This is a genomic window from uncultured Draconibacterium sp., assembly GCF_913060805.1.
Classification (GTDB): domain Bacteria; phylum Bacteroidota; class Bacteroidia; order Bacteroidales; family Prolixibacteraceae; genus Draconibacterium.
In genome coordinates this window covers 65,806-92,569 of sequence record NZ_CAJXTC010000018.1, presented here as the reverse complement: position 1 = coordinate 92,569, position 26,764 = coordinate 65,806, and the positions used below count along the sequence as shown (strand labels likewise).

General features: G+C 42.1%; 18 protein-coding genes. 7 read left to right on the top strand and 11 right to left on the bottom strand.

Annotation, left to right across the window (positions count from 1 at the left end; genetic code table 11):
* Positions 1 to 280 precede the first annotated feature (280 nt).
* From QZ576_RS12620 to QZ576_RS12605, 4 genes are all read left to right on the top strand, one after another.
* A complete protein-coding gene (locus tag QZ576_RS12620; RefSeq protein WP_297097696.1) occupies positions 281 to 3,250 on the top strand; it encodes a TonB-dependent receptor in 2,970 nt (989 codons plus the stop codon).
* 19 nt (positions 3,251 to 3,269) lie between these two features.
* Positions 3,270 to 5,486, top strand: coding sequence for a RagB/SusD family nutrient uptake outer membrane protein (locus QZ576_RS12615; protein WP_297097694.1), 2,217 nt, complete (start codon positions 3,270 to 3,272; stop codon positions 5,484 to 5,486).
* Between the two features lie 21 nt (positions 5,487 to 5,507).
* Positions 5,508 to 6,629, top strand: a complete 1,122-nt coding sequence (locus QZ576_RS12610; protein ID WP_297097692.1) for a SusE domain-containing protein — start codon at positions 5,508 to 5,510, stop codon at positions 6,627 to 6,629.
* A gap of 72 nt (positions 6,630 to 6,701) precedes the next feature.
* Positions 6,702 to 9,455: an alpha-amylase family glycosyl hydrolase gene (locus QZ576_RS12605; RefSeq protein WP_297097689.1), complete on the top strand. Its 2,754-nt coding sequence runs from the start codon at positions 6,702 to 6,704 to the stop codon at positions 9,453 to 9,455.
* Between the two features lie 62 nt (positions 9,456 to 9,517).
* Here QZ576_RS12605 and QZ576_RS12600 read toward each other — a convergent pair whose 3' ends face one another.
* The 10 genes from QZ576_RS12600 to QZ576_RS12555 form a co-directional block, all read right to left on the bottom strand.
* Positions 9,518 to 10,465: a type IX secretion system membrane protein PorP/SprF gene (locus QZ576_RS12600; protein ID WP_297097687.1), complete on the bottom strand. Its 948-nt coding sequence runs from the start codon at positions 10,463 to 10,465 to the stop codon at positions 9,518 to 9,520.
* Positions 10,465 to 12,477, bottom strand: coding sequence for a gliding motility-associated C-terminal domain-containing protein (locus QZ576_RS12595; protein WP_297097685.1), 2,013 nt, complete (start codon positions 12,475 to 12,477; stop codon positions 10,465 to 10,467). The genes QZ576_RS12600 and QZ576_RS12595 overlap by 1 nt, the downstream gene beginning before the upstream one ends.
* Positions 12,478 to 12,511: 34 nt before the next feature.
* Positions 12,512 to 13,321, bottom strand: coding sequence for a hypothetical protein (locus tag QZ576_RS12590; protein ID WP_297097683.1), 810 nt, complete (start codon positions 13,319 to 13,321; stop codon positions 12,512 to 12,514).
* A gap of 30 nt (positions 13,322 to 13,351) precedes the next feature.
* Positions 13,352 to 14,119 carry a hypothetical protein gene (locus QZ576_RS12585; protein WP_297097680.1) on the bottom strand — a complete coding sequence of 256 codons (768 nt, stop codon included), beginning with the start codon at positions 14,117 to 14,119 and terminating at the stop codon, positions 13,352 to 13,354.
* 26 nt (positions 14,120 to 14,145) lie between these two features.
* Positions 14,146 to 16,053: a hypothetical protein gene (locus QZ576_RS12580; protein WP_297097678.1), complete on the bottom strand. Its 1,908-nt coding sequence runs from the start codon at positions 16,051 to 16,053 to the stop codon at positions 14,146 to 14,148.
* Between the two features lie 460 nt (positions 16,054 to 16,513).
* Entirely contained in the window at positions 16,514 to 17,011 is a 498-nt protein-coding gene (locus QZ576_RS12575) for a DUF4252 domain-containing protein (RefSeq protein WP_297097676.1), read from the bottom strand.
* Between the two features lie 28 nt (positions 17,012 to 17,039).
* Positions 17,040 to 17,285 carry a hypothetical protein gene (locus QZ576_RS12570; RefSeq protein WP_297097675.1) on the bottom strand — a complete coding sequence of 82 codons (246 nt, stop codon included), beginning with the start codon at positions 17,283 to 17,285 and terminating at the stop codon, positions 17,040 to 17,042.
* Positions 17,286 to 17,294: 9 nt separating this feature from the next.
* Positions 17,295 to 18,887, bottom strand: a complete 1,593-nt coding sequence (locus QZ576_RS12565) for a PspC domain-containing protein (protein ID WP_297097674.1) — start codon at positions 18,885 to 18,887, stop codon at positions 17,295 to 17,297.
* A gap of 31 nt (positions 18,888 to 18,918) precedes the next feature.
* A complete protein-coding gene (locus tag QZ576_RS12560; RefSeq protein ID WP_038557465.1) occupies positions 18,919 to 19,251 on the bottom strand; it encodes a PadR family transcriptional regulator in 333 nt (110 codons plus the stop codon).
* A gap of 63 nt (positions 19,252 to 19,314) precedes the next feature.
* On the bottom strand, positions 19,315 to 19,746 hold the full coding sequence (locus QZ576_RS12555) for a hypothetical protein (protein WP_297097671.1): 432 nt from the start codon (positions 19,744 to 19,746) through the stop codon (positions 19,315 to 19,317).
* 800 nt (positions 19,747 to 20,546) lie between these two features.
* Here QZ576_RS12555 and QZ576_RS12550 point away from each other — a divergent pair.
* From QZ576_RS12550 to nadA, 3 genes are all read left to right on the top strand, one after another.
* The gene (locus tag QZ576_RS12550) at positions 20,547 to 23,096 is read left to right on the top strand and encodes a TonB-dependent receptor (protein WP_297097669.1); all 2,550 of its coding nucleotides are present in this window, start codon (positions 20,547 to 20,549) and stop codon (positions 23,094 to 23,096) included.
* Between the two features lie 19 nt (positions 23,097 to 23,115).
* On the top strand, positions 23,116 to 24,759 hold the full coding sequence (locus tag QZ576_RS12545; RefSeq protein WP_297097668.1) for a choice-of-anchor J domain-containing protein: 1,644 nt from the start codon (positions 23,116 to 23,118) through the stop codon (positions 24,757 to 24,759).
* Between the two features lie 138 nt (positions 24,760 to 24,897).
* Positions 24,898 to 25,890: a quinolinate synthase NadA gene (gene nadA, locus QZ576_RS12540; RefSeq protein WP_297097666.1), complete on the top strand. Its 993-nt coding sequence runs from the start codon at positions 24,898 to 24,900 to the stop codon at positions 25,888 to 25,890.
* Between the two features lie 177 nt (positions 25,891 to 26,067).
* Here the strand turns inward: nadA and QZ576_RS12535 are convergent, their stop codons facing one another.
* Positions 26,068 to 26,526, bottom strand: coding sequence for a helix-turn-helix domain-containing protein (locus QZ576_RS12535; RefSeq protein WP_297097664.1), 459 nt, complete (start codon positions 26,524 to 26,526; stop codon positions 26,068 to 26,070).
* Positions 26,527 to 26,764 lie beyond the last annotated feature (238 nt).

Sequence of the window (26,764 nt, the reverse complement as noted above, 5' to 3'; positions counted from 1 at the left end):
AACAATTTAGCCCAAATCTTCATATAAAATCGACCCGTTAAATAGGGCAACCAGTAACCACCTGTTTTATAACATATTGGGCGCAAACGACACCGCAAACGTTTGCATAAACAGGTGTGTTAAAAAACGTAATTTTTTCTTAACAATTATTATACATTCGCCCTTGAATTTTAGCATTTGTTGAGCACAAAGTCTCTGTAACGAATTGATTTATTGCCTATTTAAATGAGTTAAAGAGAATTTAACAAACAGGAAGATTCATAAACTAATAACATGTAAAATGAGGATTATTCGTAAAAACCTTAAAGTAGTCTTGTTTTTGTTTGCCATGCTGAGCTTTAGTCTTGGATATGCGCAGGTAAAAACAGTTACAGGTACTGTTAGCGACGCCGGCAACGACGAGCCTTTACCTGGTGTTACCATTGTAGTTAAAGGAACTACACAAGGAACAATTACCGATTTTGACGGAAATTTCAGCATCGATGTTGAGCAAGGACAAACCATTGTTCTCTCCTACATTGGCTACACTCCACAGGAAGTAGTTATTTCCGCTTCAAATCAGTTAAATGTTAAGTTGGAACAATCAATGGAAAACCTCGACGAGGTTGTAGTAATTGGTTACGGACAAGTTAAAAAAGAAGATGCTACCGGTTCTGTATCGGCAGTTAGTTCTGAAGATTTTAACCAGGGTGCAATTACATCGGCACAAGAGCTGGTAACCGGTAAAATTGCCGGTGTACAAATTACAAACAGCGGTGGTGCTCCCGGAGAAGGATCAACAATCCGTATCCGCGGTGGTTCTTCACTTTCGGCAAGTAACGACCCGTTAATTGTAATTGATGGAGTACCGGTGTCGAGCGATGGAGTTAGCGGCATGAGAAACCCGCTGAACATGATTCACCCAAGCGATATTGAAACAATGACCGTACTTAAAGATGCATCGGCAACCGCCATTTATGGTTCGCGCGCATCAAACGGTGTAATACTTATTACCACTAAAAAAGGTAGAAAAGGTGCAGGCCTTAAACTAAGCTACAACGGATTTAGTTCGTACAGCACTCCTTCGGGTAAAGTTGATATTTTGTCGACCGATGATTTCAGACAAGCAATTATCGACCAAAACGGAGCAGGCTCAAATGCAGCCAGCCTAATGGGTACAGCTGATACCGACTGGCAAGATGTTGTTTTCGATCCGGCGGTTAGCCACGACCACAACTTTAGTGTTACAGGTAGTGTTGCAGATATGCCTTTCCGTGCTTCAATTGGTTATTCTGACCAAAACGGTATTTTGCTAAAATCGAGCATGGAACGCTGGACAGGAACTGTTGGTTTAAACCCAAGTTTCTTCGACGATCATTTAAAAATGAACCTGAACTTTAAAGGAATGTTGATCGACAACAATTTCTCTAATCAGGGCGCTATTGGTACTGCAGTAAGTTTCGATCCAACACAGTGGATTTATTCCAGCAGCGATCGTTACGGCGGTTACTTTACCTGGTTGCAGGGCAACGGAAATCCAAATACGCTGGCACCAACCAACCCGTTGGCAATGATTATGATGCACGACGACACCTCTACTGCAAAAAGAGCGGTGACCAATGCACAGTTCGATTATAACTTCCATTTCCTTCCTGATTTGAAAGCCACCCTTAACCTTGGATACGAATACACCGATTCTGAGGGAACAACCATCGACGATGACGATGCTCCTTGGACAATTGGTAACGGTGGTGGTTATTACGGCGAATACACTCAGGAAAAGAAAAATAAATTGTTGGATTTCTACCTGACTTACGACAAAGATCTGGAATCGATTGATAGCAGACTTAGCGTAATGGGTGGTTACTCATGGCAACATTTCTGGAGCGAAAACTACAACTTTGCTCGCAGTGGTATTACCAACGAAATTATCAATCCTAAAAACTGGGATCCAACAGAATATTACCTGGTTTCGTTCTTCGGACGTATGAACTACACGTTTAAAGACAGATACCTGCTTACTTTAACTGTTCGTCAGGACGGAACTTCACGTTTCTCGCCTGATACACGTTGGGGCCTTTTCCCATCGGCAGCTTTTGCATGGCGTATTAAAGAAGAAGAATTCCTGAAAAACAGCGCTGTAGTTTCTGACTTGAAACTGCGTTTAGGATACGGTATTACCGGTCAACAAAACATTGGTAGCGGCGATTACCCATATTTGGCACGTTACACTTATAGCCAGGAAAATGCGCAGTACCAGTTTGGCGATCAGTATTATACAACGATACGCCCTGAAGGTTACGACTCGGAAATTAAGTGGGAAGAAACCACAACTTACAATATTGGTTTAGATTACGGTTTTATGGACGACCGCATTACCGGTACATTAGACGTTTACAAACGTGTTACCGACGACTTGCTGAACTTTATTCCGGTTCCGGCAGGTACCAACCTTACCAATATGCTGTTAACCAACGTGGGCGACCTTGAGAACCGCGGTTTTGAGTTCTCTATTCTTGGTCGTATCATCTCGAAACAAGACCTTTCGTGGGAAGTTGGTTTTAACGCCACCTACAACGAAAACGAAATTACCAAACTTACTGCAACACAAATGTCGCTGGAAGAATATCCTGGTGTAGAAACAGGTGGTATTTCGGGTGCTGTTGGTAACAACATTCAAATCCACTCGGTAGGTTACCCAGCCAACTCGTTCTTTGTATACGAACAGGTATACGACGATGCAGGAAACCCAATCCAGGGACTTTATGTTGACCGTAACGGCGACGGACAGATTAACAGCGAAGACAAATACCGCTACGAAAAATCGGCACCCGACTGGTTTATGGGTTTCAACTCGAAACTGTACTGGAAAAACTGGGACTTCGGTTTTGCAGGACGTGTTAGCTTAGGCAACTACGTTTACAACAACGTTTGGTCGTCAAGCGGTTCGTTGAACAACCTTTACTGGTCGTCGAACTATCTGCTTAATGTAAACCAAAATGCATTGACAACAGGATTCGAAAATCCTGAATATTTCTCTGATTACTATGTAAAAAATGCGTCGTTCCTGCGTTTAGACAACATTTCGCTGGGGCACACATTTAAAAATCTGAATGCAGACAAGATGAGTCTTCGTTTATACGGTACGGTTCAAAACGTATTTGTAGTTACAGATTACGAAGGTCTTGACCCAGAGGTTAATGGTGGAATCGACAACAACATTTATCCACGCCCACGCGTGTTTATGATGGGCTTAAGCATTGATTATTAATCTCTAAAAACTGATAACCATGATAATAAAGAAATTTAAATATTTAAGCATAATTGTACTTGCAGCACTGCTTGCAATTACATCATGTACCAACGATTTGGACACCGTGCCGATCGATGAAGATGTGGTTACCTCGGAAAGCGTTTACGAAAATCCGAACAACTACATCAATGTTCTGGCAAAACTTTATGCAGGTTTGGCAGTTAGTGGCCAGCAAGGACCAAGCGGAAACAACGACCTTAGTGGTTTGGATGAAGGTTTCGGTCAGTACCTGCGTGCCTACTGGTATGCACAGGAACTTCCAACCGATGAAGCAGTTATTGGCTGGAACGATGCTACTTTACGCGATTTCCACGATATGGATTGGTCGGCCGACGACGGTTTTATTACCAACCTGTATTACCGTATTTTTTACCAGGTTTCGTTGTGTAACGAGTTTATTCGCGAAACAACTGCTGAAAAATTAGACGGACGCGGAATCGACGGCTCTATCCGTACCGATATTGAATTATACCGTGCAGAAGCTCGTTTCCTGCGTGCATTAAGTTACTACCACGCTGTTGACTTATTTGGTAGCGTACCATTTGTTACCGAAGAAGATAACGTTGGCGCATTCTTCCCTGAGCAGATTTCAAGAACCGACCTGTTCAACTATGTTGAATCGGAATTACTGGCTGTTGAAAACGAACTTTCAGCACCGGGAAGTGCCGAGTACGGAAGAGCCGACCAATCAACCGTTTGGATGGTTTTGGCAAAAATGTACCTGAATGCCGAGGTTTACACCGGAACAGCAAGATACAGCGATGCACTCGAATACTCAGAAAAAGTAATTAGCGCAGGCTATTCACTCGATCCTGACTATACGCACATGTTCCTTGCCGATAACCATACATCAAGCGAAACCATTTTCCCTGTTATTCAGGATGGAACTAACATTCGTACCTGGGGTGGAACAACTTTCCTAGTTCACGCACCTGTAGGCGGAACAATGGATCCAGCTGAATTCGGTATCGACGGTGGTTGGAGCGGTTTAAGAACTACCAAAGAGTTTGTAGGCAAATTCCTCGATTTGGAAACTTTGGCTCCAAAGCTGAAAAGTGTTAATGCAACTACTGATTATCCGGTAATTTATGTTCCGGGTGGATACCAGAGTGGCGCAGGTTACAGCGAAGGCGACTGGGCTCCTGATGCAGCTCCAACACTGGCTTCAGTTAATTCTGACGACAACTACGAAGGTTATGTATATTTTGCCGATGCAGCCGAATTTAAATTCACTGCCGGACCAAACTGGGATTTAAACTGGGGAGACGACGGTGCTGATGGCTCACTGGAAGAAAACGGTGCAAACCTATCGGTTGATGAGGCCGGTTATTACAAAATCAATGTAAACACCGCTGACGGTACGTACTCGGTAATGAAAACTGACTGGGGAATTATCGGATCGGCAACTGCAGGTGGTTGGGACTCGGACCAAAACATGGAGTTTGATGCTGAAAGCAAAACATGGATTGCAGAAATTGACCTTGCTGCAGGCGAAATTAAATTCCGCGCTAACGACGGTTGGGATTTAAATTATGGTGATGCGGGTGCCGACGGTATTCTTGAAGCAGGTGCCGACAACATTGCAATTGCAGAAGGCGGTAGCTACAAAATTACCATGAAACTGGAATCTCCTGATTATACTTACACAGTTGAGAAATTCAGCTCTGACGGCCGCGCCTTGTTCTTCACCGACGGGCAAACGCTTGAAATTGACGACCTGTTTGAGTTTACAAACGGTTATGCCATTACCAAGTGGAAAAACGTAACTTCTACCGGCGAAACCGGATCGGATTTAACACATCCTGACACTGATTTCCCAATGTTCCGTTTAGCTGATGCTTACCTGATGTATGCCGAAGCAGTATTGCGCGGTGGTGGCGGAAGCATGAGCACTGCACTGTCGTACGTTAACGAATTGCGCGAAAGAGCTTATGGCGACGACTTTGGAAACATGACCGAAGCCGATCTTACTCTCGACTTTATTTTGGATGAACGTGCACGCGAATTGTACTGGGAAGGACACCGCAGAACCGACCTTATCCGTTTTGGCAAATTCACCGGCTCAGACTACGTTTGGGCATGGAAAGGAGCTGAAAAAGATGGTATTGGTGTTGATGCGAAATACAACTTGTATCCACTTCCTTCTTCAGATGTAAGTGCCAATCCAAATCTAACTCAAAACTCAGGATATTAATCACTTGCAAAAATTTAGATCATGAAAAAGATAAATTATATATTAAGTATTCTGGCTGCTTTGCTGGTGTTTGTTTCTTGCGAGGACGAGACATTCGACCCGGTGATTAGTTACGGAAACAGCCCGGTTCTTACCGCCTCAGAGGCAGCGGGTGGCACTTATTTGCTTACTGAAGAAGACGCAGATAATGTGTTATTCTCTTTCGACTGGACGGAAGCTGACTTTGGTTTTCAGGCAGCAATTTCTTACGAGCTAAAAATTGACGATGCCGGTAACGACTTCGCAAATTCTTCAATTATTGCTTCATCAGCTGAATTAGGCTACGAAATTACAGTTGGCGAATTAAACTCGTTGTTAACATCGATGGAATATCCGACAGGTGTTGAAACTCCGCTTGAAATCAGAGTTGAAGCATCGGTAAGCGATTATGCTCAGGCATTGCCATCACAAACGTTCAATTTCAATGTAATTACTTATTCCATTAAATTGCCACCGTTGTACTTGTTAGGAGACGCAACCGACGCAGGATGGGATAACAATACTACTCTGGAAGCACCTTACATGTCGAGCGGCAAGTACGGAATTGCAGCCCACTTACAAGCCGATGCGTACTACAAGTTTATTCAAACTCAGGGACAATGGGCTCCGATGTGGGGAACTGACGACGCTGCAACAACTACCGGTGGAAATCTGGTTTATCGTCCAACTGAGGATGATACTGACCCACCATCAATTCCATCTCCTTCGGTTGAAGGCGACTACCGCATTGATGTAGACATCACCAACCTTACCTACTCGGTTTATCCAATTCCGGATGAAATTTACCTGGTAGGTGGTGCAACAACAGTTGGCTGGGATCCGGCAAACGGAATTGCATTCACAAAAGACGGCGTTGGCAAATACTCAGTAGTAACCGATCTTTCTGTTGGAAACGGCGGAATGAAAATTATGGCTACCAACAGCGGTGCATGGGCTCCACAATGGGGTTCAGATGGTAACGGAAACAGCTTGTTGGGTAAACTTGCTTACCGTTCGGGCGACGCTGATCCTGATCCGGCAGAAATTCCGGAACCGGCTTCGGCAGGTACTTACAAAATCCAGATTGATTTCTCAGAATATACCTATAAAATTACAGCACAATAACTGTAAGCTATAATACAACAGGTAGTGCTTTTTAGTAGGCACTACCTGTTTTTTTATCCTAAAACAATTACAATGTACAAGCCTTTTTTATTTCTGATAAGCCTGGTTGTTTTTGCCCTAAATGCGACAGCCCAAATAACAACCGAGCCCGAATTTCCGGTGGCCAGCCAGCCTGTAAAAATTACGTTTAACTCGGCAGAAGACAGCCGGCTTAATTATTTTACCGGAGACTTGTATGCCCACACCGGAGTTACGATTGGCGAAGACCCTTGGCAATATGTAATTGAATCGTGGGGAAACAACGATACGCAACCTCAGCTAACTTACATTGGCGATGGCATTTATGAACTGGAAATTACTCCGGACATCAACAGCTTTTATGGTGTTGACGCTGGTGATGTAGTTACAGAACTCTGCCTGGTTTTTCGATCGGCAGATGGTAGCCAGCAAACAAACGACATTTTTATAACCATTTTCGAAGAAGGACTGGTTGTGAATATTACTGAACCTTCCGGCTCTTCAATTCTCAACACCAACGAAGAAGTTACTTTTTCGGCCCAAACATCGGTAGAAGCCGATTTAAAACTCAGCCTCAACGAAACGTTATTAACCGAAACCACAGGCACCAACATTACCACCACATATACTTTTACCGAAAGCGGAAACTACTGGCTGATTGCCGAAGCCACCGCTAACGGTGAAACGGTTTTCGATTCGCTGAATATTTTTGTGGGCAGCGAAGTGGTTAACGAACCGCTACCCGCCGGATACAAAAAAGGAATCAACTACATCGACGATAACACCGCAGCATTGGTACTGTGGGCACCATTAAAAGAATTTGTGTACGTACAGGGCGACTTTAACGACTGGCAACTTTCCGACGAGTACCTGATGAAGAAAGACGGTGACTATTTCTGGCTCGAACTTAACGGTTTGGAAGCCGGAACTGAATATGCCTACCAGTACCTCATCGACGGAAACATTCGCATTGCCGACCCGTACACCGAAAAAATATTAGATCCCTGGAACGACAGCTACATCGAAGAAGCAACTTACCCCAACCTGAAAGCTTATCCTGAAGGGAAAACCGAAGGAATTGTGTCGGTACTGCAAACGGCTCAAACAGATTATAATTGGCAGGTTACAGATTTTGATACTCCCGATAAAAGTAAACTGGTGATTTACGAATTGCTGGTACGCGATTTTATGACGGAGCATACTTACCAGGCCGTTATCGACCAGCTGGATTATCTTGAAGATTTGCGCATAAACGTGCTGGAGCTTATGCCGGTAAACGAGTTTGAAGGAAACAGCAGCTGGGGATACAACCCGTCGTTTTACTTTGCACCCGACAAATATTACGGGCCGAAAGATAAACTGAAAGAATTGATTGATGAATGTCACCAGCGTGGAATTGCGGTGGTAATTGATATGGTACTGAACCACAGTTACGGACAAAGTCCGTTTGTGCAAATGTACATGGACAACTGGGTGGTTACATCCGATAATCCGTGGTATAACCAGGAAAGTAATTTCCAGAATTCGAGCCTGCGATGGGGTTACGATTTTAACCACGAAAGCGACCCAACAAAAGAGTTGGTTGACAGTGTTTCATCTTTCTGGATGAACGAATATAAAGTTGATGGTTTCCGTTTCGATTTTACAAAAGGTTTCTCGAATACGCCTTACAGCTCATCGAGCTGGGGCAGCGAGTACGATGCTGATCGTATCGCCAACCTTAAACGAATGAGCGACGAGATTTGGAATCGCAATCCGGATGCGCTGGTAATTTTCGAGCACCTGGCTGACAATTCGGAAGAAACAGAGCTGGCCAACCACGGAATACTTCTTTGGGGAAACATGCACGGAAGTTACCAAAACGCAGCCGCCGGACAAACCGGAGATTCAGACCTTAGCTGGGCCGTTTACTCCGAAAGAAACTGGAATGAGCCAAACCTGGTTTCGTACCCCGAAAGCCACGACGAAGAGCGTATAATGTACACCATAAAAAACTCGGGACTTAGCAACGACGATTACAATGTAAGAAACCAAACAACCGCCTTGCAGCGAATTGAATTGAATTCACTATTCCATTTGTTGTTGCCCGGCCCAAAAATGATCTGGCAATTTGGAGAGCGCGGTTACGACTTGTCGATAAACCGTTGCACCGATGGATCAATCAGTAACGACTGCCGCCTGTCGGAAAAACCTCCTTACTGGCAGTATTTGAATAATACCGATCGCACCGACCTGTTTCAGGTAATGGCAAAACTGAATGAGTTAAAACAAAGCTACAATGAGTTTTCGCCCGAGACTTTTACACACAGCCTTTCGGGAGCAACAAAATGGTTTATTTCAAGTAGTGCCGGTAATCACGCGATTGCACTGGGTAACTTTGGCATCACCGAAAACGATGTAGCTATCGATTTCCCGGAAACAGGAAAATACTACGAGTTTTTCAGCGGCGATTCAATTGAAGTAACAAGTACAAATCAGACGTTTACTTTTACTCCGGGCGAATATCGTTTATATTCAACACAACAGTTTGAAGAGCCAAGTATTGTAACCGACATTGACGAAATTGAAAGTACAAGCAGCGATTTGCAGGTTTATCCAAACCCGGTTTCGAGCCAATTAACGGTAGCTTCAGAAAAAACCATTTCTGCAGTTCAGGTATTTTCAGTTGCCGGAACGTTGCAATATCAAACTACCGACTTACACGAAAACAAAGTTGAAATTGATGTGCACGATTTTACGCCGGGTGTTTATTTAATCCGTGTTGTACAAAACGGAAACAGCACCACTCAAAAGGTTTTGGTAAAATAATTTTCTAGAAAATATATAATTCAGAGGCCGGGGTAACTCCCGGCTTTTTTATGCCCGAAAAATTACTTCGCAGCAGTTTCCGGCTGATGATCGCGGCCACGGCCAAAAAGATCGAGATTGTAGCTGAACATGATTTCGTGGGTTCCGTTGTTAAACGCGCTCAATTCGGAAATAGTGATATCATACGAATAACCGATCGACATTTTCGGCGAAGGATTAAACTTAACCAGCATTCCGTAAGCATCATCGAAACGGTACATGGCACCCACCCAGAATTTGTCGCGGAAACCACCCATCACCGTCATATCAAACGATGCCGGAGCACCACTCACCCAACGCATCATTCCATTGGTTTTTAACTGAAAGTCCTGGTTGAAATCAAATCGCTGACCGGCCACCAAATAAACGTGCATTAGCTGCTTATTGATGTAATCGGTGGTAACATCCTCGTGCGTAATGGTATTCTCAATCAGCTTGGGTACCGAAAGTCCGAAGTAAGTATTTTCAGAAAATAAATACATACCCACACCGATGTTGGGCAGAAAGTTCTCGTAAATATCGCGGCTAAATACCGGGTCGGCATCCACCGTTTTAAGTGCAACAAGATTAGCACGGTAAAAACTCACTCCTCCTTTAAGTCCGAATGCCAACTTAAATTTTTCCGAAACCTTGAGAAAGTAAGAGTAATCAGCATAAAATCCGGTTTGTTTTAATGGCCCGATCCGGTCTGACATTAGCGAGAAACCAACACCAACATTCTTCTCGTCGAACGAAGTATTATAGGTAAACGAGCGCGTTGCCGGAGCTCCATCGAACTCCACCCACTGGCTACGTGCTACCATCAGAATATTTCCAATTCCCTGAGATCCGGCATAGCCCGGATTTATTACCTGCAGATTGTCCATATACTGGGTGTACATGGGATCTTGCTGGGCACTGGCCTCTTTTCCTTGCATTAAAACCACAAGTGTAAGAATCAAAAATGCTGCTATTTTAGTTCGTCTTCCCATTATCTGTCGATATATACCGAGCCGGCAATTGGTTGTTCTCCGTTTCCTAAATCAAGTACATAAAAGTATGTTCCGGTTGGCAAGTCGCTGTCGCCGCCAAGCTGGTTCGATTTACCATCCCAAAATTTTGGCGATGTAGATAGACCATAACCACGGGCTTTGTACACTGTTTTTCCCCAGCGGTTTATTATGGTTATTGAATTTTGCTCAAACAACTCAATTCCTTTAATTTCAAAGTAGTCGTTTACGTTATCGCCGTTTGGTGTAAATGCTTCCGGAATAAAGAAATCGGCCGCCATTACATACACAAAAACATTGGCGTTATCGCACTTTTCGTAGTAGTTACAAATGCGGTACTGAAATACATCGCCACCCAAAAAGCCATCGTTTGGCGTGTAGGTTATCGTGCCGTCGCCATTAATGTCAACAAAACCATTCTCCGGGTTTTGCAGAATTTGTAACGACAACGGATCGAGCTCCTGCTGCGGATCTTCATCATTCGCAAGCAGATCAATTGTCACTGACTGTTGATATTCAGTGGTATCGTAATCATCGCGGGCAATTGGCGCCGAAATAAAACGGCTAACCACTACCGAGTCTGTGGCAGTACATCCGAAAATATCGGTAACCTGTAAATAATAAGTTCCTGCTGAACCGATCTCAGGAGTAGCCGTATTTTGTCCGCCAATAAAACTTCCGTTTTCTGTTGTCCAGTTAAATTCAATTTGCTCACCAACACTTCCCAGTCCGTTTAACAGAGCCGAAGTTTCCTGATCGAGCATAATATCTTCGCCGGCATTGGCAACCAGGTTCGCTACACTTATTGTAACCGTATCGGTAGCCGTAAGTCCTGATTGCGAGCTCACGGTCAACACATAAGTACTTGTTTCTTCCGGCGTAAATACCGGATTTGCGATAGTCGGATCACTTAAATACTGAGACGGTTCCCATTGATACGAAAATGTATCGGCAGTTGGAAATACTTCTGAAAAAGTGTAAGGCTCGCAAGCACCTACTGTGGTATCAGTACCGGCGTAAATGAATAAAATCGGAGGCTCAACAACTGTCGTGTCACCTTCTCCTTCTTCATCCGATGCAATCAACTCAACCAGTGTTTCAATAGTGTCAGCCAAACATCCGTTTCCGTCGGTAACTGTGGCCGAAAGCGTATAAATTCCTTCCGGTCCGTCCCAAAAAATATTCGCACTTGGTCCGGTCAATGCTTGCAAGTCTGTACTGGTGCCATCCGATGGTTCTACCTTCCAATTGTAAACAGCACCTTCAGTAGTTCCACGGGTCATTTCAACTTCATAGAAGCCATCACCTACATATTTAATTGTATCAGCTGCGGTAACAAATTCGATTTCAGGTTGTGCAAAAACTGTTATCCGATGCACATCACTTCCCGTAAGTGGTTTTATGCTTTGACCTTTTGCGTCAGTAGCTTCAAGAAGTGTTATCGCCACCTGCACATCCTCTTCAGGCGCAGTCAACATAAAACTATCGGGAACGCTAATTCCCCGATCGTCGTTATTTATCTGAAATGTAAATTCCGATCCGTTAATATCGACTTTTACCTCTACCGGAAATTTTGATGGATCAAGCTCTGCCCCCTCGTTGTCAAGCAATTGCAATAATCGGGATTCATCGGGGTGGGGATTAAAACATATTGCACTCGACCGGTTGGCAAAGGCCACACTTCGCGTGGTTGACAAAACAGTTACCACCACAACTTTGCGGTTAGTACAGCCTGAAATGTCGGTTTCAATTACATCGAGATAATACAAGCCTGCGCTCTTCCATCGGACAGTAATCTCGTTTGAATTCGAAGAACCTACGAAAGTATAATTATTCGCGGCTGCTTCTGTGTCGGGATTAAAACTGGTTAATACCCTCCAGGAATAGTCACTCCCCGAATGATTCTCAACAAAATAATTTTGTTCGGCACCTTCAAAAACGACAAAGTCCTCCTGAGCCGCCCCGTAAAGGGCAGCCAGAAGGGTTAATATCATTATGAAAAATGCCTTTGTTTTCAATTAGGTGGGGTTAATTCGTTCCGATACCACTGGTGTTTGGTCTTGATACATCAGTTGAATCAGAGTTATCATCATCAGTATTGTTTTCAGAAACACCATTTACCGTCTTACCATTTAAGATTTCAACTGTAGCTGTGAAATCCTGAGCATTAGGAAGAGACTCGTTATCATACGTATTTTCATTATCCACAAGGAAGCTAATTGTAACATCATTGTTATCTGATACAAATACCGTTGTCCCGTCAAAAGATGACACATTTGATGAGAAAGTAGTATCAGCCGAAAATCCGGCAGGAACAGTCAGAGATAAATCAAATTGATAACCACTATAAGATGAAGCTTGTAGTTCCTCTCCAGGAGATACGGTAAATTCCAGATCAGCTGTACCATGATAATATTCAGGAGAGTTGTTTACAATAGAAACAGAAACTGCATTATCATAACATGCCGTTGCATAAGTTGCCGCAAGCGTTAAGGTAAAGTCGCTTTCCTTTATTTGCACTGGAAGAACTTTAGTATTTGAGCAATCTCCTTCAGATTCCACAACTTGCACGTAATACCAGGTGTTAGGAGTGACAGTTGAAGCCCATGTGATATTTACAGAGTCAGAAGTAACGGTTACTACTGATGCTTCACTTGCCACCGTTTCAAAATCATCTTCATAAACGGTCCAGGTTATTGTATTCGAACTATTTCCCGGTGTAATAAAATAACTATGTGTTGCACCCGGAGCCGGATTTGTTCCAGTACTTTGTGCAAAAACACTCGAACTAAATGCGATTGCAATAACCGCAGTTAAAAGAAAGACTAATTTTTTCATACTCATAAATTTTATTGTGTGTTGTAATTTCTAATCTGTTTGAATTGCTGATGTGTTCGGTATTGGATTAATCGTTGCTGTTGCGCCCCAATCTCCACCGTCTGTATCTGTGGTGTTATACTGTAATTCTTTAGCGGAAGTAATAGTAAAAACTGAAGTTAACAACGAAAATGCATCACCGGCAACATCAACTGTTACAGTAACAGTGCCATTTCCCGATGTTGAACTTAATCCGGTAAGAGAATAAGAACCTCCACCAGTATCAGTTAACGAAACTCCTGAAACATTAACATCTTCAATTGACGGCGAACCAGTTCCTCCTGATACAGTGAACGCAACTTCCCAGTTTGGACTCCAAGTGGAAACCCCTGTTGTCATTTTAATGACATAATCAACCGATGTAATATTGTTGGCTGCATTTGCAGTATCAGCTGCAGAATTACAGGCCATTTCAGGTCCTGTTATACTTACCTCAAAAGCACTGGAAACGTTTACTTCCAACTGTTTTGTAGTTGAACACGAATTGGCATCGGTTTCGGTAACAGTAAGCATATATGTTCCTGCCTGCATCCATGTTATATTTACGGTACTTTCTGTTTGTCCGGAATTGATCATGAAACCTGTTCCTGTTTCCGCACCATCAACCTGCCAGCTTAATCCATTAGATCCATTGCCCGGAGTTACAGAATAATCATGAGCTGATCCGACATATGGGGCTTCTCCTCCCTGTGCCATAACTACTGCGCTAATTATTATAAAAGCTGCAGTTACAATTAAATTAGTTAATGTCTTTTTCATTTTTTTGTTTTTATCTTTTTGTTTGCTTAATCAGGTATTATGTCGCCGGTGTTCGGTAAAGGATTTACCACCACCGTAGTTGTTTCTGTTAAATTCTTTGAGCAAATTCCATCATCTACCGAAATCAGTTTTAAGATCTGGTCTTCATTTGCAATTGCAATATTTTTTTGTGCTGTTCCTCCGGTTAATTCCACTGTTTCGTTTACGCCATCGTTAATAGTATAGGTTACCATGGCTCCAATTGTACCCGAAAAGGTAAAAATGACTTCATCTCCTTCGCATACAGGGCCGTTAGTGGAAGAAATAGTTGCGGTTGGAAGCGGATTAACCGTCATCGTGATTTCGTTGGAAGTTGCCGGACTATTGGTTACACCACTTAAATTGCTTGTCATTACACAGGTGATCGCCTGTCCATCTGTTAATAAAGAACTTATGTAAGCTGCAGAATTAGCTCCCGTTATATCCACTCCATCAATCTGCCATTGATAAACCGGAGTTGCCCCTCCATTCGTCGGAGTGGCAGTAAATACAACTTCCTCTCCCTCACATATTGCAGTATCAGAAACAGCAATAATAACACCTGCTACACTAGTTGCTTCTACAATCGTCACCGTAATTGGATAACCGACACTTTCACATTCGACAAGATTATATGTTTTAACGGTTAATATACCATGGTAAATACCGGGTGTAATCCCCCAACCTCCATCCGGAATATTAATGGCCAAAGAATCTGGACTAAGTTTATAATTATTATGATCATCAAATCCTGCCGCCTCTGAAACTGCGTCAAAATCAATACTATAATTCGTTGGATTTCCTGTTGTTGATACATACGGAATATATGCAGCTCCTACCTCTGTTTCAATCACAGGCATTGTTCCGAGCGAAATCGTTGGAGGCTGAATTACAGTTACAGTTACAGATTCACATTCATCCGATTCACATCCGGTCGTTGAATTAATTGCTCTAGCATAGTATACAGTCGTTGTATCCGGACTAACAGACAGTGTGTTACCTGTACCAACCATAATCCCGGAACTACAACTTCCAGCATACCAATTGACATCATCGCTAGCGCTTGCCCCAATACTTGCAGCTCCACCAACGCAAATTACTCCTCCGTCGTTATTCCAAGCTGAGTATATGGCAGGAAGCGAATTCATCACAACTTTTGCTCTGTGTGAAATAGTTGGATTTTGATCGAGTTCAGAATCATATATTTTTACAAAATACTCGCCAGGTTCAGAAACTTCAAAACTACCGGTCGTATTTTCAGAAATTGGAGTGCCTGTTGAATCGCACAACTCATAAGAATCTGCAGATTCGTACACCGCAGAAAGTATAACAGAACTTCCGGAACACAGCTCAGAATAAACCGGAGTTACTCCTTTTTCAGCGTCGCCTAAAACAAACAAATCGTATATACCGGTGCTATCGTTTTCATTGTCTTCCAATGAAATTATATCGCCATAATTACAACTATTGTCCCCGGGTGGATCATAATTGGAGGTATTATCACATATAAAATCTGTACTGTTATCGGAAACCGTTCCTAAAATATAAAAAGCAGCTGATGGGTCAACGTACAAATTTACTTTGTTACTAGCGGATGGTGCTTCTACATTACCTCCTACGATGAGATGAGCTCCTACACTTAAATTTACAGAATTCTTGACAATTAAGTCTCCATAGATAATACAAACAGCATTCGTTTCAATAGTCAGTGTTGCTCCCTGCTTTAACTCAAGTGTTCCTGTGATTATAAGAGTATCATTTTCCGCAATTATTTTTGCTTGATTTGTTGCAACGAGAACATCACCTTCAACTACAGTTTTTGTTTGAGCAGTAGATCCCAAACTCAGAATAAGAAAAAACAAGACAAGCAGAGACATACCCCTGACCTTAGCAAACATCTGGTTTACTTGAGCCATCCGCATATTGATAGCATGGGGTATAGTCAATATGTCCCTACAGCACACTGTCCGCACAATTCTTTTACTCTTACTTTTCTATCTTTTTGTTCCTACAGCTATTCCCTGCACATGAGAATAGCAGTTTTGTTGGTTTTTCGGGCAAAATGCAACTTTACCATTTTGGGTCTTTTACATAAAACCTTTTGCTTGTGTTTTTACTAATTTTTAAAACAACAAATCCCAACATGCAATCACTCGTTCCAAATATAACAATTACAACTTGTTACACTTAAGCCGCCAAAAATAAAGAATTAACATAAACGTGTGAATTTAGAAGCCTTTATTGGCGGGGTTTGTTTCATTTTGGGACAAGATTTAACATTGAATATGGTTAATTGCAACAATTTACCGCAAAACAAAAGGTCGTTACAAGCACATAAGCTTATAACGACCTTCAGAAAAGTATCATTTGTCTGTCTTATTCCGACATATCCTGTCCCTGCGATTTTAGTTTATCAATATCATTTACATTAAAATCGCCAAAGAACGAAACAACAAAACTGTTGCCTTCAGCATTTTCACTGGTGATAAAAATATGACACTCAGAGTATTTTTTCTTTCCTCCCAATAAATAGATCTCCGCATCCGAATCTTCATCATCATCTTCGAACTTTTTGTATTTAGCTGGAAGAAGCGCAATAGCCTTTTTGGTAAACTCGCTGTTTTTCAAACTTCCTTTTTCAGGGTTATACGACATAAACCGAATTCGACTCAAATCGCCGGTTACATTCTTTTCGTCATCATCGCCTAAATCCATATCAATGGCATCGATCATATCCTTTGAGAACGAAAAGCTGGTAATGCCGTCTTTATTGGCAAAGACATCATACATTTTATCCGACTTGCTTTGCCCCGATGCCAGCAATCCTGCCAACAAAAGACCAAGCGCAAAAAGTAGTGTTGTAATTGTTTTCATCTGTTAAAGTTTTTTGGTAATTAACGTTCTAATTTCGAGGTGTTTTCTTATTTAAAATCCGCTCGGCTCTTAAACCGCGGGCAGCATAAAACATCATTGAAGACGAAATAATAAAAACGGGCAAACAAGTTTGAATGATCCAAAACCAGTTGATATTATGTAATCCGTTTTTTCCCATTTCATAGGCAAATGATGCTCCAAAGGTCAGCCATAAAAGCACGGCCGGTACTACCAGGTAAACGAGTGTTTCTATCTGTTTTCTATCTTCTTGCATAATAGCTGTTTAATCTTCGTTTTCTGTATCGGTTACTTTTTCTGTCAATCCTTCAGGTTTCATTTCCCAGTATTTTCCAACCATATCGCCATCCCAGGTGTTCGAAACGTTTTCAATATCATGAATTATCTCGTCCATGTCGTTTCCAAGGAATACTGCTTTTCCTTCAGGTACGCGTACTTTTATATCCACTTCCTGTCCTCTCCATTTGGCCTCGTCGCCGATAAAGAAATACGGATCGAAATAAAGCGTTGAATCAGTTCTCTCGTAAGTGTACACCATTTCTTCGCACCACTGTTTTGCATTGTCGCGTGTTTTACCGCGTGACGAATAGCGAACTGTTACCACAAAATCATCGCCCGACGAACGGATAACATCCAGCTGCGGATAACCAACCACTACTTCCTCGCCATCAATAACAGCTACTTTAAAACCTTCCACATCCCAGTCGATTTCGGCGTAATCATCCAATTTATCTTCGGCTACCCTGAGGTACAAGGTCTGACACGAATCGCACGAAATGGTTTCGCTTTTGGTAATCGATGAGCTTTGTTTGTAGTTTCCAACCTGACCAACCGAAAGAATTAACAGGGCGAAAAGCGATACCAACCATACACCAACCATCGACAAGGCAACTGCTGCATTGTTCGATTTATACCTGAAAACCAACTTGGTTCCGATATAAACAAGAGCAAGCAACGGAAGGCCTGCAATCAGTCCAACCAATATCAATCCCCAGGTAACTGCACCCGGCTCAATAAAGTGGTTCAACATATTTGGCACATGAATTTCGGGTCCCCAAACCAGTGGCATTCCTTCAACAAACGAATGGCCAATAATCATTGACGAAACCAATCCAAGTATTCCGAAGAAACCGGAAATGATAAGGAACACACCAAACACAATTACAAATACTTTCAGAATTACTTTGAAAATATTATAAACCACGTCGCCGGCTCCTTCCATCGACTTTTTTCCTTTCGAGTAGGTATCCGATTCTTTAAATTTCTTATAGCTTTCTTTTACTTCTTTTACCTCTTCTTTTATCGATTTCTCGATGTTTTTAACGGTAGCTTCCTGGCCACGCATTTCAAGACGTTGAGCAGTGCTAACCGCTTTCGGTACGGCAATCCACAAAATCAGGTAAGCCAGTCCGGCAGCACCCGATGTTACAAAGAACAGGATCACCAAAATGATACGCAGGATTACCGGATCCATGTTAAAGTAGGCTCCCAAACCTCCGCAAATTCCCCCCAGCACACGATGATCGGGATCGCGGTACAAACGACGTTTACGTTTGGCTTCCGATGCAATAGAAACATCTTCATCTTCGCCTTCTTCCTCGGCAAAATCTTCGGGAGTTCCCATTATTTCAACCATGTCGTTTACCCACTCAACGGTAATAACCTTTTTCTCGTCGGTACTTTTCGAGCTAAAAATCTCGGCAATACGTGCCTCAATATCAGCAATAATCTCTTTTCCTTCCTCGTCAACTCCAAAATGGTTTTTCAGGTTGATAAGGTATCTTTGCAGCACCTCGTAGGCATCCTCTTCAATGTGAAATATTGTGCCGCTTATATTTATTGTGAATGTCTTTTTCATCTTGTTTTTTGTTTGAAATTATTAGGATGGACTAAGCTTTGTTGTCTCTAATTGTTTGCACTGCGCCAACCAGTTCGCTCCACGAACCTTCAAGTTCAACTAAAAAAGTACGCCCGGTTTCGGTAAGCTCATAATATTTTCGAGGTGGCCCTTGTGTTGATTCTTCCCAGCGGTAAGCCAGCAACCCGGCGTTTTTCAGCCGTGTTAACAAGGGATACAACGTTCCTTCTACCACTATCATTTTTGCTTCTTTCAACGATTGAATAATATCGCTGGCATAAAGTGGTTTTCCGTCGAGAACGAGCAGGATACAGTATTCCAGTACTCCCTTTCTCATTTGTGCTTTTGTGTTTTCTATCTTCATTTTATGTCCCTTTCTATCTGTTAGTCCTCTATTTTCCTCACTGTTAATTGGCCATACCCGCTACTAAATAGCCCAGGTATTTTCCGAAACCATCCAGGCTTCCAGCTCCAGCGCTGCTTCCTCTTCTACAACCGGCTGAAAAAATGTTTCGTTCATCATCCAGTCTTCCACTTCAAGGCTTGTTTCTGTTGCCTCGCTGTATTCAAACTGAGTGGTGGTAAATCTTGAATCGTCGGTCATCCATGCTTCAACTTCCATGGCCGGTTCAACTTCGTTAACAAAGTAATAGTTAGCCTCGGTCTCTGCTGGAATTCCTTCCACATCTGCTATTTCAGCGGGTGCTGCCATTGCCATGGCAATATCGCTAAAACCTGTATTTTCCAATAAACGTTTCCAAAATGTTTGTGCGCTCACTGTAAAACTAATAAGAACAAAGCTAACTACTACTGCTGCTGATCGTAAAACTGCTTTCTGAACATTGTTTTTTGTTTTCATGACTTTGAGTTTTTGTTTTCTGTTTCTGTAATTGTTTTTGTTTTTTGGCTTTGCGATTTTTTCTGAAGTTCGCTCTTCATTCGTTTTCTAATTGTTTTCTGTTTCCGTCTTTAAGACGATTGTTTTTTGTTTCCGTTACAACCTGTAAAGAACTTTTTTTAAGAATGTACTTTTTTTTACATCGTTGTTTGCATTACAAATATATGTCATTAATCTAGTACTTTGCAACACATAGTACCATATTTTTTACATTCAAATTAGCAAAAACTTTCTTTTTCGCTGATTTACTGATACTTGCGAAATGCAATATTTTTCAATAATTTTTTAAGAAAATGAAAGTCCGTCACTCTGATTAACAATAAGATGCAGTTTTGCCATTTACATAACACCTACAAAGTGTTAAAATGTGAATAAAAATGTTAATAACTCAAACAATTTATTTAACAACTTAATTCGTGTTAGTTTGTTTTTACTGAGCATTAATAGGAATTTTATCTTGTTAGAAGTGGGGCAAAAGTTAAGGCATAGTACACAATAAGATAACATCTATTTAACAAAAACGACTGAAAGAAAAGTTTCCTTTGCTGCACGTTTAGGAAATTGGGGGGAGTTTGATTTTACAGTCAAAAAAAAAAGAAAAAGCACACAGATAAAAAATGAGAGCCACATTAGGATACACAAAAAAACATGTTCTAACTAACCGCGCCTACGATAGTGGGATGAAGAGCCTCAAACACATACAAGTCATTCAGAAATTGATTTAAATTCAATATTTATTTTTAATCCAAATTAATAATTCTATGAAAAAAGCAATTTTTTCGATTGTATTACTGGCTGTTTTTAGCCTGTATTCATTTGCAACTTACGCGCAGGGTACTATTACCGGCGTGGTTGTAGATGCAGAAACCAGTGAGGCACTCATTGGTGCAAACATTGTTGTTGAAGGAACAACAAAAGGTACTATCGCCGATATTGATGGTAAATTTAAATTGTCTGTTCCTGCAGGCGAAGTAAACCTTATCGTTACTTATATCGGGTATACGCTTGAAAAGATTACTGTATCAGTTTCAGGTGGTCAGACAAAAGACCTGGGAACGATTCAGTTAAAATCAGACGCAGTTGGTATTAACGAAGTTATGGTACTGGCATCGGTGGCAATTAGTCGCGAAACGCCTGTTGCTGTTTCTAACATTCCGGCCGAAATGATCCAAACAAAACTGGGAACGCAGGAATTTCCTGAGATCTTAAAAACTACTCCCGGTGTTTATGCAACAAAATCAGGTGGTGGTTTTGGTGACGGTCGTGTAAACCTTCGTGGTTTTACTTCAGAAAACGTTGCGGTAATGATCAACGGTGTTCCTGTAAACGACATGGAAAACGGTTGGGTATACTGGAGTAACTGGGCCGGCCTTTCTGATGTTACAAGAACAATGCAGGTACAGCGTGGTTTGGGAGCTTCTAAAGTTGCCGTTCCATCAATTGGTGGTACCATTAATATTGTAACCAAAACAACCGACATGGAACAAGGTGGTAACTTTATTTCAGGTTTTGGTAACGACGGTTACAAAAAATTTGGCGGAACATTGTCAACCGGTTTAATGGATAACGGTTTTGCTGCTACTGTATCGTTTGCCCGCACAACTGGTAACGGTTATGTTGACGGAACTGAATTCAGCGGTTACAACTACTTCGTAAACATCTCGAAAAAAATTGGTGAGAACCACCGTATCTCTTTAACTTCATTTGGTGCACCTCAGCGTCACGGACAACGTCAGAACAGAAGTTTGATTTCTGACTACAGAGAAGCAGAGAGCGGAAGAAAATTCAACCCTGACTGGGGTATTATGAATGGCCAGGTTACTCACGTTGAAGATAACTTCTACCACAAATCGCAAAACTCGTTGAACCACTATTGGTCAATTACACCAAATACTACTTTATCTACTTCGCTTTACGCATCGTGGGGTAACGGTGGTGGCGGTGGTAGAGGAGGCGAAAACAGCCTTTTCAACCAACGTTTAGGTGATTTCGATCAGCCAATGGATTTGGATGCAATTGTTGAAGCTAACCGTGCAAACGGTCCAAACGGTGCAATTTCGTGGTTAAGAGCATCGCATAACGACCACAGCTGGTACGGAATTTTATCTTCGTTAGATACAAAAATTACCGACGACCTTACTTTTGTGGGTGGTATTGACTTAAGAACTTACACCGGTCACCACTTTTACGAAGTTACCGATTTGATGGGTGCTGAGTATGCATTGAGCGACGACGATATTAACGAGCCAAACAAAGCCTTAAAAGTAGGCGACAAATACAACTACTACAACGACGGAGTTGTGGGTTGGCAAGGTGTTTTCGGTCAGCTTGAGTACTCGAACGATGTATTGTCAGGATTTGTTTCAGCATCTGTTTCAAACACTTCTTACAAACGTATCGACTATTTCAACTACCTCGATTCTGATCCACTTCAGGAAACAGATCGTTACAACTTCCTTGGTTTTATGGTTAAAGGTGGTGCAAACTACAACATTAACGAAAACCACAACGTTTTTGCCAACATTGGTTATTTCGAAAAAGCTGCCGGTTTTGATGCCGTTTTCCTGAACTACGATAACGAGCACATTAACGAGGATGCTGAAAACCAAAAAATCTTTAGTGTTGAGTTTGGTTACGGTTACCGTACTAAAAACTTCAGCGCTAACATTAACGTGTACCGCACAGCCTGGAACGACCGTACATTTACCGATGTATTATACGGACCGGAAAACGAAGAGTATTTCCTAAACCTGTTAGGTGTTAACGCACTTCACCAGGGTCTTGAGGTTGACGCAAACTGGGATGTAACAACAAGCCTGAAACTTACAGGTATGTTATCTCTTGGCGACTGGAAATGGAACAACAACGTAGAAAATGTTCAGGTATACGACGATCAGCAAAATCCAATTGGAGATCCTATCAACCTGTACATCGACGGTTTGAAAGTTTCGGATGCTGCACAAACTACAGCTGCTGTTGGTTTGGAATACCAGTTATTAAGCAAATCATACTTTACTGTTGACTATACTTATTTCGCCGATTACTATGCTGATTTCGAGCCAACAAACGTAACCAGCGAAGGCGCACCACAACCTTGGAAAGTGCCTGATTACGGTTTATTCGATGTAGGTCTTCGTCACGGTTTCAAAATTGGTGAATTCGATGCAACACTTATCGGAGCGATTAACAACGTATTCGACACCGATTACATTGCCGATGCAATTAACGGTAAAGGCAACGATGCTGCAACAGCTCTTGTATGGTACGGTTTCGGTAGAACTTTCAGTGCCAGCTTAAAAATTGATTTTTAATTAAAAAGACAATATTACGATGAAAAAGATAACATACTTATTCGCAATACTTGCATTGATTTTTGCAACTGCGTGTAATTCACTCGATGATATACACGAGGAGATTGATGCAATGGATAATCCAATTGTAGGAGATGTTGAGTACACGCTTACCGACGAAGACTACGATGATTTGGATCTGGGCTACGGAAGTTTCAACAGCGTTGACGATGCTAAAGAAATGCTTCCGGCTTTCTTAACCGAGAAATACCCGGTTTGGGGAAATGGTTCTTCAGTACTGGTAGGCTATAAATTATATGTAGGTTCTGCTCCTGGCGTTGGCGATTACACTTATGCCGACGAAGTTGAAATGGAAGACGCAGACTACCCACAAAGCGAAATTGGCGCTGTAGGTTTCTTGCCTTCAGAAGATGCTTTGGCACTTATCCCTGATTACCTGGATGGCGCTGTTGCTGATCCTGCAGAAGGCGATATCGTTTTAGTACGTTACGAAGAGCACGTATCAAACACAGTAGCGCAGTCAATTACTCTTCTTGAAGAAGGTTTTAACGGAACTTTGGGTGATTTTACTCCTGAATATGTTGCCGGACCAACTGAATGGGAAAACAGAGACTACAGCGGTGTTGAATACGCATACATGTCGGCTTACGGCGACGGTGTTGTTGAAAACTACCTGGTTTCTCCTGCAGTTGATTTATCAGACTACAGCAATGTTGTTGTACGCATCAACCAGGCAATCAACTACGCTTCGGGTAACTTAGATCTTGCAAGCGTTTTGGTTTCTACTGATTACGATGGCGATGTAACAACTGCAACATGGGATGTACTTACACTGGAAGAAATGCCAAGCGGTGGCGACTGGACTTTTGTTTTGTCTGAGCCAGTTGACCTGTCAGCTTACGAAGGTGAAACCATCAATATCGCTTTCAAATACCAATCAACTGAAGACGTAGCTCCGGCCTGGGAAATCGATAACATTGTAGTTTCAAGCGGTATTAAAGACGAAACCATCAGCAAAGCAGCTTACTTCACTTATAACGAAGATGGCGAATGGGAAGCTTCAGAAGGTGTTTACTTCTTAAGCAGTGCCGATTTAGATGCAATGGGCGAAGATTATGGCCGTCCGGGTTACTACAATAACTTCAGCAGCTCTATTTCTCCACTTGATTATTTACCTGCATTTATGGTAAATACTTATCCTTACGGACAGGAAGAGGATGCGATGACTATCGTTTACGATTATTACTCAAGTTCAACAGGTGCACAACTGCGTGGTACTTTGTTCACTTTCACAGCAGGCGAATGGGCTGCTTACGAGTCGACTCAAGACGTTACACTGCAATTTGCACACGACGGAACTACCTGGGTACCTGACAATACAATCAAGTACACTTTCACAAGCGGTGATTATGCCTTAGTTGTTGATCAGCTAGGTTCAACTTACCCATCAGAAACCGGTAACCTTGCCAGCTACGGTAACTTTAACCTGTTCTCGTGGACCGATGAAATGTTGCTTGAAGCAGTAACTTTGGTTATCGAAAACAACTACCCATCAGCAGAAGAAGGACAGAAGTTTGCAGTTACTTACACTGTTTACGATGGTTCTACTCACGACGATGTAATGAACATCATTCTTGAAGGTGGTGTTTACGTTATGCAATAAGGATCTACCTTAATTCAATATAAAGAAGCCGCTATTAAGCGGCTTTTTTTATGCTTCAAAACCAAACATTTAACCGTAATCACTGTTTTTTTTAAAGGAATTTATATTTTTGCGCCCTGTTTATTCAGAATCTAAGAGATGGAACAGCTTCAGATAAATAAAATGTTGGACGAGAAGGGTTATATTGAGGAAACAATTGATCCGAGCCTGAAATTGGTTGAAGAAATTAAGCGCCTGAAAAAGGAAAAGAATGCTGTAATACTCAGCCACTTTTACGTTGAAGGCGCGCTGCAGGACATTGCTGACTACGTTGGCGACAGTCTTGGATTGGCGCAGGCTGCAGCGAAAGTAGATGCCGACATGATCGTTTTTGTGGGGGTGCATTTTATGGCCGAAACAGCCAAGATCATCAATCCTGATAAAAAAGTGATCCTTCCCGACCTGAAGGCAAGCTGTTCGCTGGCAGAGTCGGCACCGGCAGATAAATTTGCGGCATTTAAAGCGAAATATCCCGACCACAAGGTAATTACCTATGTAAATGCAACGGCTGCATTAAAAACCATGTCCGACATTGTTTGTACATCGGCCAATGCCAAAAAGATTGTCGACAGTTTCCCTGAAGACGAAAAGCTGATCTTCGCTCCGGATAAAAACCTTGGAAACTATATTAACAGCATAACCGGCCGCAGCATGGTACTGTGGGATGGCGCCTGCATGGTTCACGAGCAATATTCGGTAGAAAAGATTATCGACCTGATGGACGCACATCCTGATGCCGAGTTTATCGCCCACCCCGAGTGTGAGAAACCGGTTCTTTTGCTGGCAAAACATATCGGATCAACAACTGCACTGCTGAATTACGTACAGAGCAGCGATGCCAAGAAATTTATTGTAGCCACCGAAAGCGGTATTCTGCACCAGATGACCAAAGCGTGTCCGGATAAGATATTTATTCCGGCGCCGTCGAACGATTCAACATGTGCCTGCAACGACTGTGAGTACATGAAATTAAACAGCCTGCAAAAGCTGTATATCTGTTTAAAACACGAACAGCCGGAGGTTACACTTCCACAAGATGTAATTGAAAAAGCCCGCATCCCGATTCAACGGATGTTGGAAATATCGAAATAGTTTAGGAAGACACGAGTGGCGAGTAACGAGTAACGCGAGCTACTGTCATTTCGAGCGCAGCGAGAAATCTGTTACTGGATACTGGTTACTGGATGCTAGATGCTGGATACTAGATGCTGTTTTCTCATCACATTCCTTTTGCCTTTCTACTTTTTCCTTTTGCCTTTTGACCAACGACTAATCGTAAAAGAATCCACGTTTGCGACCATGGCGTTTCAAATTCCGGTACTCCCAGGGCTGCATTTTTTTCTGGCTCCGGAAAAACTGCGAGAAACTGCTTTGCGAAAATCCCAAAATCTTACCAATGGTTTTAAACGTATAATCGGTGTGTTCCACTAAATCGCAAGCCACCAAACACAGGTAATTATTTATCCATTGGTGGGCGCTCATTCCCGACATACAGCGGATAGCCCCATCGAAATGCCGATAATTGGCATTTAACATTTTGGCATAATCTTTCGCATCGCGCTTGCCGTAAATCCGCACCAAATTGGCAAACATATCCATGTAGTTATTTTCGCTGGCATTATTCTCACGAACCAGCTCTGTGCGCTTTTTAATTTCTTTCCCGGGGTTATCAATCAAACCATTAAAGACTAATTCGGGCGTAATCGGGGTAAAATTGTTTGTGGACATAACAGGTTTTTCCTTAAAAGTAAGAAAATCTTATCACCCAAGAGTATTACCCGTTTAATTATTTATCATATTGAGAACTTTCCTAAAGTATTGATTGCAATTCTTTAGGAATTGTTTTATTTTCCTAAAATATCAGCTTTTACTTTTTATAAAACTGTACAATTTGATTAAATATCACGATGTACATTTTAGAAAATTGTACATTTTGATTAATTATTGCCACTGATACTTTAGGAAA